This window comes from Microcoleus sp. AT3-A2 (assembly GCF_036705685.1).
GTDB lineage: Bacteria > Cyanobacteriota > Cyanobacteriia > Cyanobacteriales > Microcoleaceae > Microcoleus.
Genome location: NZ_JAUBVF010000015.1, coordinates 1 through 15626, shown reverse-complemented (window position 1 = coordinate 15626; position 15626 = coordinate 1). Strand labels below are relative to the sequence as shown.

Genomic DNA, 15626 nt, shown 5'->3' with positions numbered 1-15626 from the left:
AGAAGGAAAAAAGAGCAATTATGAAACAACCAATTCCCAAGTCCCAATAATTAGGCTACGCGATCGTACAAGTTCTCAACTCCCAATAACCAATTCCCAATAACTAATTAAAAATGCCCGAAAGCCATGAACTTGAAACAATCGAAATTCAACTCCTACTAGAGGGAATGTTTCGCTATTACGGATTCGATTTTCGCAATTATGCTCTTGCCTCTCTCAAGCGCCGTATTTGGAACACTATTCGCTCGGAACGGCTCACCACTGTCTCTGCACTTCAGGAAAAGGTACTTCACAATCCGGCTTACCTAGACCGTTTATTGCTGGACATTTCTGTCAATGTAACGGCGATGTTTCGTGATCCCAGCTTTTACATGAGTTTCAGAAATAAAGTGGTGCCGCTGCTGCGTACTTATCCTTTTATTCGGATTTGGCACGCTGGATGTTCAACGGGAGAAGAAGTCTATTCTATGGCTATCTTGCTGCAAGAAGAAGGACTGTATGACCGTTGTCGGATTTACGCTACGGACATGAATGAATTAGTTTTGAAAACAGCCAAAACAGGGATATTCCCGCTGAAACAAATGCAAGAATATACGCAACTCTACCACCAAGCGGGGGGCAAGAGAGCGTTTTCTGAGTATTACACTGCTGCCTATGAAAATGCGATTTTTCGCTCTTCACTTAAAGATAATATTGTCTTTGCTCACCACAACCTAGCAACGGATAACTCTTTTAATGAATTTAATGTTATTTTATGCCGTAATGTGCTGATTTATTTCAATTCACACCTCCAAGAGCGGGTACACAAGCTTTTTTATGAGAGCTTGGTAATGTTTGGAGTTTTAGGCCTGGGCCATCAGGAGTCTCTGATTTTTACACCTTATGAAAAATACTATGAAGCACTTGAAAGTAGTGATAAACTCTACCGCAGAATTAAATAAAAAAAATTTTGAAATAGTGGTTGTGGGCACGTCTTTGGGAGGGCTAGAGGCTCTGACTGTTCTGCTGGCAGATTTGCCCAAAAGCTTTCCTTTGCCTATAGTTATTGTCCAACACCGCCATAAGAGTTCTCAGAATAGGCTTACTGATTTTTTACAACAGCAAAGCTCTCTCCAAATCACAGAGGCCCAAGACAAAGAGCCGATCGCACCTGGACGGGTTTACTTGGCTCCTGCTGACTATCACTTGCTAATAGAATCGCCCTCTGAGGAGGAGTTTAGCCTTTATGAAAAAGACTTTACAGAATGGGGGGGCGTGGCAGTGGAGTCAATCCATAATTCAAAATCCCCAATCCCCTATCGCGGAACTCCTACATTTGCACTATCAACTGAGGCTCCTGTCTGTTACGCGCGGCCCTCAATCGATGTGCTGTTTGAGTCTGCTGCAGATGCCTTTGGGGAGAAAGTTATCGGCATAATTTTAACGGGAGCTAATTCGGATGGCAGTAAAGGGCTGGCAAAAATTAAAGCTGAGGGAGGATTGACATTTGTGGAGGAACCGGCTTCGGCTCTATGCGCGACCATGCCAGCCTCCGCGATCGCAAATGTTGAAGTAGACTGGATTTTACCCCTCTCTAAAATTGCTCCCTGTTTAGTCAATTTGCTAAGAATTAAAGATTAAAAAATTTATGAATCTGCAGTCCCCCCATCGAGTAAATGTCCTTTTAGTTGACGATCGCCCAGAAAATTTGGTAGCTCTAGAAGCTATCCTCAACAGCCCCTCTTATCATCTAGTACAAGCTAATTCGGGCGCGGAGGCTCTGAGATGTCTGCTTAATGAAGATTTTGCGGTAATTTTGCTTGATGTGCAGATGCCGGGAATGGATGGATTTGAGACAGCAACATTGATTCGCTCTAGAGATCGATCGCGATCGACTCCGATTATTTTTATCACAGCATTCAGCAGTAATGACACCCACGTGTTTAAAGGTTATTCTTTGGGTGCGGTGGATTACCTGTTCAAACCCTTGGAACCGGAAATATTGACCTCGAAGGTGGGGGTATTTGTGGAATTGTTCCAAAAAACAGTCGAGGTGAAACAGCAAGCAACACAGTTAGCTGCTGTTAATAGTGAACTAAGTAAAAGTGAAGAGCGGTTTCGCACTTTGTGTGCTTGTTCGCCACTAGGAATTTACGTAGCTGACGTTGAAGGCCGCTGTACTTACATCAATCCCCGTTGTCAAGCAATTTGCGGGTTAACATTAGAGGAAAGTTTAGCAGAGATTTGGCAGCGGGAAGTTCATCCAGAAGATCGCGAGCGCGTAGTAGCAGATTGGTTAGCTTGGATTAAAGAAGGCAACGAATATTCTAACGAGTTTCGATTAGCTGGTAGCGAAACTGTGCGTTGGATTAATGTGCAGTCGTCGCCAATGTTTTCTGATTTGGGAAAACTGATCGGTCATGTGGGTACGGTTAGAGATGTCACAGACCGTAAGCAAGCAGAGGAAGAACGCGGCAGACTAATCCGCGAACAAGTGGCGCGGCAAGAAGCGGAGAGAGCTAACCAGATGAAGGATGAATTTCTAGCTATTCTCTCTCACGAACTCCGTACTCCTTTAAATGCAATTCTCGGCTGGTCTAGGCTGCTTCGTACCAAAACATTTGACCAGGACACTATAGAGAAAGCCCTAGAAACAATTGAGCGCAATGCTAAATCTCAATCTCAACTCATCGAAGATATTTTAGATGTTTCGCGGATTCTGCGGGGAAAACTAAATTTAAATAAGCATCCGATTCGGTTGGAATCTGCGATTAAGCTGGCAATAGATTCTTTGCAGCCGCTGACTGAGGAAAAATCAATAGTTATAGAATTAACGTGCAGTCCAAATGTAGGTGAAGTTATCGGCGATTTCGATCGCTTGCAGCAAATTGTGTGGAATTTGCTGTCAAATGCGATTAAGTTTAGTCCGCAAGAGGGTAAAGTACAGGTGCGGTTAGAGTCTGTTGGAGATGAGGCTCAAATTGAGATAATTGATAGCGGCATTGGTATCGCTCCTGATTTTTTGCCTTATGTTTTCGATCGCTTCCGCCAAGCTGATAGCAGCACAACTAGGTCTTACGGGGGTTTGGGACTGGGATTGGCGATCGTCCGTCACTTGGTGGAACAGCACGGCGGTAAGGTGCAAGCAGAGAATAATCCGGGCGTGGGTGCGAAATTTACGGTGGTTCTACCTCTTGCACAGAGGAACGCCCTCGCTGCTGACGATGATTGGTCGCACCTCAATGACCAGGCCCAGACCCTCCCCACTCTGGCTAATTTGCAATTGCTGGTGGTGGATGATGACGATGACACGCGGGAGTTTTTGATTGCTTTACTCGAGGACGAAGGAGCTATAGTGCGATCGGCCGCATCGGTGGCCGGGGCTCTAGCTGCACTAGAGAGTTATTTGCCGGATCTGCTGCTGAGCGACATTGGAATGCCGGAAGCAGACGGCTATGAGTTGATCGGGCGGGTGAGAGAAATGGAAAGGCTCAGGGGTGGAAAGATGCCTGCGATCGCTCTGACGGCCTACGCGAGAGAGGAAGAGCGCCAGCAAGCGCTGGAAGCGGGTTTCCAGATGCACTTATCTAAACCAGTTGACATAAATAAGTTAATTGCCGCAATTGCTAACCTCACAGGAATGCTCGGAAATCCTGAACCGACGGGCTCGGCGGTTGAAACCGCTTTGTTGACCCCCCAATCCCGTGCCGATTACTGAGAAAAATATTAAGCTAGCTAAAAGGACAAGCGATCGACAGTTCGGAACAAGACACCCGTTTTTCCACAAAAAACTGGATATTTGCCGTTTTTTTGCTTCAACCTGCCGTCAAAGTACAAAATTACCCGCCAATCAATACGTCAGGAACCTCAGCCTAAAGGCATGAGGCTTGAAAGAGAAATCTAACAAGCCATTCTGACCAGCCTAAGTCTTAATTGACTACGTTTTTTGAGTCACGACACCCTGGGATGCGAAGCTAGTCCCTTGCTCTGTCGCTAGTGGTTAAACAGTTCTAAGGTCACTGGAACAGTGCTGCTAGCCTAACAAGCTCACTAAACATTGGCGAAGCTAACTTTACCCCAGAAATGGGAGATTGAGGACAACCATATCCTCACGGGGGGGGCAACCATACCCCCCCTACCCCGCAAGGGGATTCAATTCAATGTAAAGCCGTCCTGCAAGGACGGGGTTTCAGACCCAAGGACTTTTGATGAATATTTTTAGCAGTCTGCTTTCTAGCCCAACTCAAGCACCCCAAGTCAAAAAACAGCGTCGAGGCATTGAAATTAAGTCGGAACGCGAAATCGAAATTATGCGACAGGCAGGGAAAATCGTTGCAACGGTACTCAAAGAAATTTCCCTAATGGTGAAACCGGGAATGACTACTGCGGATTTGGATGCTTATGCCGAAAAACGCATCCGCGAAATGGGTGCAACTCCCAGTTTTAAAGGCTATCACGGTTTCACGGGATCGATTTGCTCTAGCATTAATAACGAAGTTGTTCACGGCATCCCCAGCGCCAAAAAAGTAATTCGGGCCGGAGATGTTCTTAAGGTAGATACGGGGGCATATTATCAAGGTTTTCACGGCGATTCTTGCATTACGATCGCAGTTGTGGAAGTGACTCCCGAATCGGCAAAATTAATCCGAGTCGCAGAAGAAGCTCTCTATAAAGGCATCGAACAAGTGAAGGCTGGAGCCTATTTGCTCGATCTCGCTGGTGCGATCGAAGATCATGTCAAAAGCAACGGTTTTAACATCGTTGAGGAGTTTACCGGCCACGGTGTCGGGCGAAATTTGCACGAGGAACCGTCGGTTTTCAATTTCCGCACGCGGGAAATGCCGAATGTGAAATTGCGAGCGGGCATGACATTGGCGATCGAACCGATTGTGAATGCGGGTTCTAAGTACACTCGGACGCTTTCTGACAAGTGGACTGCTGTAACCGTTGACAATGCTATGTCGGCTCAGTTTGAGCATACTGTGTTGGTAACGGAAACTGGTTATGAAATTTTGACCGATCGTTCAAAAGTTTAACTAGAAAGGTTCAATAATAATTTTGAGTTTTGAGTTTTGAGTTTTGAATTAAAGATTTAACAACTTTTTAATCGTTAGATCAAAACACAACTCAAAACTCTAGAGTTGAAAAACAATTTTTTAAGTTCCTTCGAGGGATAGAGTGACAATAAGACTTAAATTCGGCTAAATTAAAAAATAGTGGTAAAGCGTAAGGGTAACAACTATGTCAGCACGATTATTATTGGTAGATGATGAACCGGGCTTGCGGGAAGCAGTACAAGCTTATTTGGAAGATAGCGATTTTGCGGTTGAGGTTGCCAGTAATGCTCGGGATGGGTGGGAACTCTTGCAGCAGTACAACCCCGATTTGGTGATTTCAGACATTATGATGCCGCAGGTGGACGGTTATCAGTTTCTCAAGCAAGTGCGGGAAGATCCTCGCTATAAAGCTTTGCCGGTGGTGTTTTTGACGGCTAAGGGGATGACGAGCGATCGGATTCAAGGCTATCAAGCAGGCTGCGATGCTTATCTTTCTAAGCCCTTTGATCCCGACGAGTTAGTAGCAATAGTAACCAATTTGCTGGCCCGCCGCGCGGCTGCTAAGGAGACGAGCGAAAATGCTGAAAGTCCAGATATTGCTGCTTTGACAAGCCAAATGGCGAGAATTGAGTCTTTGCTGAGTGGGCGGAGTTCGATCGCCCAAAGTCCTTCGCCGATTAAAATTGATTTGACTCCGCGAGAACAAAGTGTTTTGGATTTGGTTGCTCAAGGTTTGATGAATAAGGAAATTGCCCGCCGCTTGGAAACTAGCGTGCGTAATGTGGAAAAGTACGTCAGCCGTTTGTTTAGCAAGACGGGTACTAACAGCCGTACTGAGTTGGTTCGCTTCGCCCTCGAACACGGCTTGACGAAATAGGAGTCCTCTAGACTTGGCTGGAGGCTCTGCCTCGCCAAGCTGCGTTATATCATTTCCGGTTACACCGGAATGATGTTGACGGTTGACGGTTGACTGTTCACTGTTCACGGCGTCAACAGTCAACCGTCAACAGTGAACTCGAATTTACTATTCCGATGCTAACGGATTTGATATTACCAGGCTCTTCCTGGTAACGAGAATTATGCAACAACTTAGAAATGTTAAGATATAAGTATTGACAGATATTCGGTGGCTGTGGTATGTCACATCAGCTTGCTGGTGGCAGCGCGGGAGTGCCAAAACTGGTGTGCCAAAACTGGTGTGCCAAAACTGGTGTGCCAAAACTGCTGTGCCAAAACTGCTGTGCGATCGAACTTCTCACCCACTTTGCTTTGAGTCTGAGATAAACACTCGCAAAGGCTGGGGAATTACTTAACGGGAAAACCTGACTGTTTAAGAGTTTTCACGTAGTAAATACAAAGGCAAACAGTTGACCGGATATGCTCCGTTAAGCAAACTTGCCACAAACAGTCACAGATAAGGTTATATCCTGTGGAAAAATAAACCACTATTAATTAATGACTCTGCTCAAAAACGGATACTTGCGAACTACAAAAGTGTTAAGCAAGCCACAATTTTAGACCCTAGTTAAAGCTCTCAGATTCATCTGTGGAGTAAATCTAAAATCTAAAATCTAAAATCGACTCACAGCGCTCTAAAGTAGCGACGGATGTTGAATGTATAGCAGCACCAAAGTTTAGTTTATATCAGGAGGATGCCATGAGGAAAATCTCGGCGCGACAAACAATAAGTGCCATAGTAGCACTGCCGATCGTATTAATAGCCAATACAACTCAAGCTTTTGCCACTGATACCGCTCAGAAAATAGATCCAATTAAGAAAGTTTCAGATTTTGGCGATGAGCTAGATTTTGATATTGGGCCACCAACAACCATCAGTATTGAAGAAAGCGAGGATTGGGATGAACCTGAGTTTACAGCTACTTTAGATATCGAGATTAGTAAATTTATGACAAACAATCTTCAAGCTGTAATTGATGAGCCGCCCCCGGTAGTTTATCTCAGTGCGGCGAGGGGCCAGTCAACCCGGGAATGCCGGATTTCCGGGATATGCGAATAACTGAATCGGATTTGGGCGATTTGGGCGATGGCTGGGAACCCCGCAAACAAAGACTCTTTTGCTGGGTAGAATTGGAGAAATTATCAAGATTTCAGTAAAATTCGGTTGATTTTGCTGGGAAGATGCGAATAACAGAGTATGTATTTTTTTGGGTATGCTTTAATGGCGATCGGCTAAAATAATAAGTATGCAGGCTGAAATAAACTTAACTAATTGAGAGTTCCCAGTAATTGGAAATCTCCTAAAAAGGCAAAAATAAAATTAATCATGTGATTCTTCGCTGTGATTTTAAAACGTAACAACGGGTAAAAGTAAACTTAGTTAGAGCAACCGCCACAACGGTTAGGAAGTTCTTAATTGCACTTTCCCCCTGCGGTCGATTCCTTCCATCCGTTACATCCGTTATATCCGTTACATCCGTTACATCCGTTAAATAATCCGTTGCCGAACTGCCATCCGTTACATCCGTTAAATAATCCGTTGCCGAACTTCCTTTTTTCGGCAGTTGACAGCACCTATCCTGAGAAACTTTTTCAAATATTAATTATGATTAATTCGCACTGCCAGCAAGACACCGCAGCCCAGCAAAACAAAAGTTCGCTGCAAACTCTCACCCGGACTCTGAGAATGTCTCAGGGGCAATTTTCGCTGATTTTGGTACGGTGCAATTACAGTGCGATGAGAGAGCAAACGGCACGGCAATTGCGGGAAGAGTCTGGGATCGAGATTCGAGAAATTGTCCTCCCGCCATCGGTTAAAACTCTTTACACGACTATAGAAACCAAAGTTTCCTGCAGCCACCCGTCAGCTTTAATGGTGTTTGGGTTGGAATCGGTAAGTGCGATCGATCGCCTGCTGACTTCTACCAACTACGTGAGGGAAGAATTTCGGAATAATTTTCCTTTCCCGGTGGTGCTGTGGGTGACAGACAAAATATTAAAAAAACTGATTCGGTTAGTAACAGATATCGAAACTTGGACGACAAGTGTTGAATTTGTGATGGGCCCGGACGACTTGGTAGATTTTTTGGGCAAAAGTGCCGATCGCATTTTTTCCAACATTTTAGAAAGTGGCAATTGGCGTTTAACTAATTCTGCCATTCTCGGAGCCAATTCTTTGAGTGAACTAGAGTCGGCTAGCCAAGACTTGCAAACTTGCAATATCAGATTAGAACCAGCTATTGAAGCAAGTTTGCAATTTATTCGCGGTAGGCACGAATATGCTTGTCACCGCATCTCTGCGGCTATTGAATTGTATCAAAAAAGCCTCAGCTTTTGGAAGCATCAAGTAGCATTTATTGGACAAAAAACAGAATTTAGCAATTTGTTATTTACTGTTCACCCAGCACCGGTGTTAGAGGGAATTCTGCTATTCCACATCGGTCTTTGCTACCGCTTCCAAGCAGAACAACACCGCAACGGCAACCGCCCTTACTGGACGGAAGCTAAGAATTATTTTCAGGAATGTATTGATGTTTTAGAACGCGCGGGGCGGCCGGATGCCGTTGGTATATTCATCAATCAACTTGGCGAAGTATTGCAGCATTTAGACGATTGGGATGCACTCTGGAATTTAGCTATCAAAGCTCGGAGGTTACATGAAAATATGAAAAATTCAGCAGTTAATTTGGCTCAAGATTACGGCTTTTTGGCTAGAGTAGCCTTAGAGCAAAAGAACTGGCAAGGGGCGAAAGAATGGGCTTTAATCGCTCTAGACGTTCTCAAATCAAATTTAGAAGCGACGGGACAGGGAACCCCTGTAAAGTCGCAGCATCTAGGCTTGTATCTGTTAATTTTAGCAGAGGCCCAGAGTCAGTTGGGTGAGGTGCAGGAGGCGATCGCGCATTTAGAGCTTGCTCGCTCGGAAACCGAACCTTGCTACAACCCGCAACTGTATTTGCGGGTTTTAGAAATGCTGCGATCGCTCTATTTTCAGCGGGGAGAATATCTCGAAGCATTTCAAATTAAGCAAGATTATCGATCGGTGGAACACACGTATCGGTTCCGAGCTTTTATTGGGGCCGGAAAGTTGCAGCCGCACAGAGAAGCGGTTAATTCCGTCGCCGAAACTCTTGCCGGCGCTGCTACTATTGCTGACGAAATTACAGCTTCCGGCAGAGAGCAAGACCTCAACCGCTTGATATATAGGATGAACAATACCCCCGACAAACTGACAGTAATTTACGGTCAGTCTGGAGTTGGCAAAAGTTCAATAGTCACAGGAGGATTAGTACCAGCTCTCAAACAAAAAAAAATAGAAATGCGGACTGTTTTGCCCGTAGTGCTGCAAGTTTACAACAACTGGCCGCGGGAATTGACCCGACAGTTATCTGCTGAGAAAGCTGAAATATTCGATCCGGAAATTGCCGAAACAGTACCAGAAACTGCTCCGGTAGATTTGACCGTAGAAGCAGGCGCAGGTGAGGAAAATTTTATTTCAGGATTGCACTGTGGCTCGGCTGCGAAAAATGAGGAGCAAAGGGAGCAGTCACAGCCAGTAGAATTAATCATACAACAACAGGCGATCGAATATGAAAACATTATCAAGGAGCTGCAAAAAAACTCAGAGCATTTAGTGACTGTTCTGATATTTGACCAATTTGAAGAATTTTTTTTCGTGTGGAAAGAGCCAGCGGAAAGACAAATATTTTTTGATTTTTTGCGGCAATGCTTGAAAATCAAATACTTAAAAGTCGTCCTGTGTTTGCGGGAAGATTACCTGCACTATTTGCTGGAATTTTCCCGACCCAAAAACCCGACAGGATTCGTTAACAATGATATTTTGGACGACATTCTCAGCAAAAACATTCTGTTTTATTTGGGAAATTTTTCGCTGGTCGATGCGCGATCGGTAATTCGCACTTTAACTGAGCGAGCGCAGTTTTACTTAGAACCGGAGCTGATCGAAGAATTAGTCAAAAATTTAGCTGGAGAATTGGGAGAAGTTCGCCCGATCGAACTACAACTTGTCGGCGCTCAACTGCAACAAGAGAACATTAGAACTTTAAGTCAATATCAGGAACTAGGCAACAATCCCAAACAAAAATTAGTAGAAAGGTTTCTCGAAGAAGTCATCAAAGATTGCGGTCCCGAAAATGAAGTAGCTGCACGCAGAGTATTGTATTTGCTCACAGATGAAGAGGAGATTCGTCCCCTAAAAACCCGCGCAGAATTAGCCTCAAATTTAGCTACATTTGCTGAAGCTGACAAATTAGATTTAGTATTAGAACTGTTAGTAAACTCTGGTTTAGTTTTTCGGTGGACGGAACTGCCTGCTGAGCTTTATCAGCTCGTTCACGATTATTTGGTTAGCTTCATTCGCCAGCAGCAAGAATTAGATAAAAAGGCAGAATTTGAGGAACTGCGAAAGCAAAACCAAATTAACCGAGATGAAATTGAACAAATCCGCAAAGACAGAGAGCAAGATGCTTTGCTATCGGAAGCTAGAGACAAACAGTATCAAGCGGAAGCTCAACTTTACCACACTCGGAGATGGCAATTGCGGGCGGCGGTTGTAGGAGTGCTTGTACTCGCAGGTGTTTCGGGGATGGCATTCGAGCAAGCAAAATTAGCAGAAAGCGCACGGCAAGAAGCAGAAAAAAGTCGCACTGATGCCCTGAATTCGGCGTCGGAAGCTTTGGTTATTTCTAATGAAAAAAACCAATTAGGAGTGTTGGGAAATAGTATCAAAATTGGTCGTGATTCTCTGAAAAGTACAGCGCTGCCTGTGGAGACTAAAACTCAAATTGCAGAAAGACTCAGGCAAGCAGTTTCGGGGGTGCAAGAACGCAACCGTTTCGAGCAGCACAGCAAGTTTGTTTTGGATGTGAGTGTCAGTCCCGACGGCAATTCAGTTGCTTCGGCAAGTGCTGACAAAACTGTTAAATTGTGGAGCAAAGAAGGTAAGTTATTAAAAACTTTTAATCACCCAGATAGCGTGACGAGTGTTAGTTTTAGTCCTGATGGGAAAACGATCGCTACTGGTTGTGCCGATCGCACAATTAGAATTTGGCAAGTAGATAGCGACAAAAGTGCGATTGGCATTTTATCCGGCCACCGCGATATCGTCACCAGCGTCAGTTTCAGTCCCGACGGCAAAACCCTAGCTTCCGCTAGTCACGACAACACCGTCAAAATCTGGAACCTTGCGAACAAACAACTGCTGCAAACCTTAACCGGACACAAAGACTGGGTACTCGGCGTCAGTTTCAGTCCCGACGGCCAAACAATTGCCTCCGCAAGTGTTGACAAAACTGTCAAACTTTGGAACCGAGAAAGTAAAACCCAGAAATTTAGAATTAATCCCAAAACATTAACCAAACATTCTGACATTGTTTACAGCATTAAGTTCAGTCCAAACAGTCGAGAACTCGTCTCGGCAAGTGCCGACACCACAGCCAAAATTTGGAACCGAAACGGTGAGGAAATCAGAACTCTCAAAGGACACAACGATGAAGTTGTCAGCGCGAGTTTCAGTCGCGATGGCAAACAAATCGTCACCGGCAGTGCAGACGATACGGTGAAAGTTTGGAGTCGCAGCGGCACTTTGCTCAACACTTTTCGAGGACATCAAGACGACGTAAGATCCGTAACTTTCAGCGGTGACGGCACTATTGCTTCCGCAAGTAAGGACAAAATAGTGAAAATTTGGAAACCGGACAGCACTCCGCTGAATAAGATTTTATTGGGACACGGAGACTGGGTTTACAAAGTCAGTTTTAGCGCTGACAGCAAAACAATTGCCTCTGCTAGTGGCGACAAAACAGTGAGACTTTGGCGGGCTGACGGCAGTTTACTCAGAATCTTAGAAGGTCACAAGGATTCTGTTACCTGGGTCAGCATTTCGCCTGATGATAAAACTGTTGCTTCGGGCAGCGATGACAAAACCGTGAAAGTTTGGAGTTTGAACGGCAAACTGTTAGATACTCTCAGCCACAGCGGCATTGTCAGAAGCGTAAGTTTTAGTCCCGACGGAAAGATAATTGCCGCCGCAAGTGCCGATCGCAAATTGTACCTCTGGCGCTGGAACGGTTCTAAAGCAACTTTGTTTGCAAAACTCGATCATAGCAATCCAGTAATTAGCGTTAGCTTCAGTCCCGACGGCAAAACTATTGCTACTGCTACCGCTGCTGAGGACAAGGCAAGCGGGAAGAAAAAGGCTTTTGAAATTACCGGAGAAAAGAGAGTTTACCTGTGGCAATTTAACGGTTCGTCGGCGAAAATTCTGAAAACTCTCGACCACCCAGACAGCGTTAAAAATGTTAGTTTCAGTCCAGACGGTAAGACTATTGCTGCTGCTTGCGCTGACAAAAAAGTTTACTTGTGGGGGTTTGATGGAAAGGTGGCAAATTTAACTGAAAAACTCGACCACAGCGATACTGTAGAAAGCGTGAGTTTTAGTCCAGACGGCAAATTAATTGCGGCGGCGAGTGGAGGAAATACTGTTAAGCTGTGGAATTTTGACGGCAAGAAGGCGTTGCTATCGAAGACTTTGGAGTCGAGCGATCGCGTGTTGAGCGTTACTTTTAGTTCGGACAGCAAAACTCTGGCTTTTGCTAGCAGCGATAAAACTGTAATTCTGTGGCCTGTGGAGAATTTGGAACTGAATAAAATCATTGCTCGGAGTTGCGAGTGGTTGGGAGATTATTTGCAGAATGACCCGAATGTTGCTGAGGGCGATCGACTGCTGTGTCTTGGGTTTGGGAAGCAAGCATTAAATAAGAAGAAGTAAACCCTATTTGTAGTGAGGACTTCAGTTTTCTCTCTGCCTGTGAATGAAGATTAAAGTCCTTACTGCGAACCTATTCTTGAATAGAGATTAAAACATCTATCTGTTGAGTAGTTTTTTCTGTTGTAAATTTGCGGTAAAATTCGAGTAATAAATTTAACTCCTCTGGCGGTTCCCCGCCGAGTCAATAGAAGTAAGTCGGTCTGCGGCAGAATTGTATTGTACAGTGCGCTCAAAAAAATCGCTTTGAAAAACAACAAAATTCTTGCCTTCAAAATTTTTATTTCATTCTGCCGAATGCCTTGTGATCCGGCTGCCTTTCTTCAACTAATCCGCAATTCAAACAAAAGGTAAACCACATGGATGTCAATTCTCAAAATGTCCAACCAATCCCGCCATTCAACGAGACAAACGAGGAAACACCAGAGATAGGTGGCGGTTTGCCCGTAATAGAATATTGGGCAAAACATACATTGTCCCCGGAAGGCCCGAAACTTTGGAAAACTTTGCTCCACAAAAGTGCTTGTTTGTCCTGTTCTTGGGGTACTGGCGGGCAGAAAGGAGGTTTTACGAATGAAGAGGGCGAAAAACTTCAGCGGTGCATGAAAAGCGTCGAAGCAATCTCTGCTGAAATTAAACCGCCTGTCTCGACTCACTATTTTGAACAGCAGAGTATTGCACAACTCCAGCAATTAACTTCAATGGAAGCAGACAGGCTGGGAAGGCTGAGTTTTCCGATGATTTTGCGGGCTGGTTCCTCTCATTACGATCGTATTTCTTGGGAAGAAGTTTATCAAATTGCCGAAGCTGCTTTTCGCAAACCCCCCGAAAGAGTCGCATCTTACAGTTCTGGTCGCTCTTCCAACGAAGCGGCTTTTCTGCTGCAATTGATGATGCGGGCGATGGGTTCCAATAACTTAGCAGATTGTTCAGATCTCTGCCACGCTCCCTCGACAGTCGGGTTAAGCGAAATGTTTGCCACCCGCACGTCGTTAGTTAGTCTAGAAAACTTGAAGGAAGCAGATTGCGTCGTACTCGCGGGCAGCAATTCTTCCTACAACCATCCCCGTTTGATGAACGAATTGATTAAAATTCGCGACAAAGGCGGTAAAATAATTGTAATCAATCCGGTGATGGAAATCGGCTTGGTCAAGTTTGGTTCTCCCGCATTTCCCGTCAAGTCGCTCATCCCCGGTTCCGATATTTCCTCGCTATACTTGCAACCAATTCCGGGCAGCGATACAGCCCTATTTGTGGGAATTCAAAAGTCTATAATCGAACAAGGTTTGCTGGACGAAAGCTATTTGCAAGCTCATACAGAAGGTTGGAAATCAGTAGTACAGCACGCCAGCGAAACCGCTTGGGAAACTATTACTAAAACCTGCGGAGTTTCCCAAGCAGAAATTGAGGCAGCCGCCAAAATTATCGGCACATCCCAGCGGGTTGTATTCGGTTGGGCGATGGGAATTACCCAACACGGTAACGGTGTAGATAACGTTTTCAGCATTGCAAATACTGCCTTAATGACAGGAAATGTCGGCAAAGAAGGTGCAGGATTAATGCCCGTCAGAGGACACTCAAACGTCCAAGGATTCGGCTCTATGGGCGTCACTGTGAAGCTGAAAAAAGAAATTCAACAAGCTTTAGAAAAGTTATTAAATCGTCCCCTCAGTCCTGTTAAGGGTTACGAAACTCGATCGCTTATTGAAGCAGCAGATGCAGGCAAAGTCGATACGCTGATATGTCTGGGCGGCAACTTGTATGGGGCAAATCCAGATTTAACTCAGGCAAAACGCGCTTTAAGCAATGTTGAAACCGTTATATACCTCGCAACCAAACCGAATTTAGGGCATTTTCACGGATTGGCAAAGCACAATACAATTGTGATTCCGGTGCTGAATCGCTTTGAAAACCCCCACAAAACAACGGTGGAATCTGGGAATAACTTTGTGCGTTTAAATGATGAGGGCGAAACTCATCTCCAGAATTCGGATTTGATTCCTGAAGTTTATTTTTTGACAGAATTAGCCAGCAGAATTCACGGCGATTTTCCTGTGGATTGGCGCCGACTTCAAGACACAAAATACGTTCGCCAATTGATTGCTAAAACTATTCCTGGCTATGAAAAGATGGCGACAATTGATGAAACACAAGAGGAATTTACCATCAGCGGTCGCATTTTTACAGAACCTAAATTTCCTACCGAGTCTGGGAAAGCGAAGATGTTTGTCACGCCTTTACCTAAGCTGAAATTACCAGAAGCGAAAGAGTTTGGAGTATCGGAATCAACACAGGGTATTGTTGTAGCCTTAATGACGGGACGCAGCTATTCTCAGCATAATACTGTGGTTTACAAAATTGATGACAAATACCGGGGAATGCCGCACCGCAACTGCATTTTGATGAATCGTGCGGATGCAGAAAGCACTGGTTTTCAAGAACATCAGCGGGTTACGGTGCAGGGAAATGTGGGAAAAATGGAAAATGTCGAGGTGATTTACGGGGCGGTTCGTGAGGGTGCTGCTTTGATGTTTTATCCTGAAGTTAATGTGATTTTTCACCCGGAAATTGAAAGGCGTTCTGGTACGCCTGCTTACAAGCGCGTACCTGCTTTTGTGTATGCGGAAGTATAAAATATCTTACACCATTCTCAATACCCGGCTTTCCGGCCTGTTCCACAAAGAGTGAGTTTTATTGTGGGGAGTAGGGGTTGGGCATCCTGCCCGCCCATAAAAGGGTTATTGAGAATCGCAAAAAAAACAGGTTTCTCTGAGATCTTGCACCATTCTCAATTAGCCATACTGCCAACCACTAACAGTGATGTCAAAACCCTGCTGACGAGCTAA

The 15626-nt window shown here is 44.8% G+C and carries 9 protein-coding genes; all 9 read left to right on the top strand.

What is annotated here, in order from left to right:
* Positions 1-113: 113 nt before the first annotated feature.
* The 9 genes from QUB37_RS11475 to QUB37_RS11435 all read left to right on the top strand — a co-directional run bounded on the left by QUB37_RS11475 (position 114) and on the right by QUB37_RS11435 (position 15413).
* Positions 114-941 (top strand): protein-glutamate O-methyltransferase CheR, encoded by an 828-nt coding sequence (locus QUB37_RS11475; RefSeq protein WP_333161982.1) that lies wholly within the window; start codon positions 114-116, stop codon positions 939-941.
* Positions 895-1620: a chemotaxis protein CheB gene (locus QUB37_RS11470; RefSeq protein WP_333161981.1), complete on the top strand. Its 726-nt coding sequence runs from the start codon at positions 895-897 to the stop codon at positions 1618-1620. The genes QUB37_RS11475 and QUB37_RS11470 overlap by 47 nt, the downstream gene beginning before the upstream one ends.
* Before the next feature lie 7 nt (positions 1621-1627).
* Positions 1628-3697 (top strand): response regulator, encoded by a 2070-nt coding sequence (locus QUB37_RS11465; RefSeq protein WP_333161979.1) that lies wholly within the window; start codon positions 1628-1630, stop codon positions 3695-3697.
* Positions 3698-4187: 490 nt separating this feature from the next.
* Entirely contained in the window at positions 4188-5015 is an 828-nt protein-coding gene (map, locus tag QUB37_RS11460; protein ID WP_333161976.1) for a type I methionyl aminopeptidase, read from the top strand.
* A 205-nt stretch (positions 5016-5220) separates the two neighbouring features.
* Positions 5221-5913, top strand: a complete 693-nt coding sequence (locus tag QUB37_RS11455) for a response regulator transcription factor (RefSeq protein ID WP_333038110.1) — start codon at positions 5221-5223, stop codon at positions 5911-5913.
* A gap of 235 nt (positions 5914-6148) precedes the next feature.
* Positions 6149-6349 carry a hypothetical protein gene (locus QUB37_RS11450; RefSeq protein WP_333161974.1) on the top strand — a complete coding sequence of 67 codons (201 nt, stop codon included), beginning with the start codon at positions 6149-6151 and terminating at the stop codon, positions 6347-6349.
* Between the two features lie 344 nt (positions 6350-6693).
* Positions 6694-7053 (top strand): hypothetical protein, encoded by a 360-nt coding sequence (locus QUB37_RS11445; protein WP_333161972.1) that lies wholly within the window; start codon positions 6694-6696, stop codon positions 7051-7053.
* Between the two features lie 546 nt (positions 7054-7599).
* Entirely contained in the window at positions 7600-12783 is a 5184-nt protein-coding gene (locus QUB37_RS11440) for an nSTAND1 domain-containing NTPase (protein ID WP_333161970.1), read from the top strand.
* Positions 12784-13139: 356 nt separating this feature from the next.
* The gene (locus QUB37_RS11435) at positions 13140-15413 is read left to right on the top strand and encodes an FdhF/YdeP family oxidoreductase (RefSeq protein WP_333161968.1); all 2274 of its coding nucleotides are present in this window, start codon (positions 13140-13142) and stop codon (positions 15411-15413) included.
* Positions 15414-15626 lie beyond the last annotated feature (213 nt).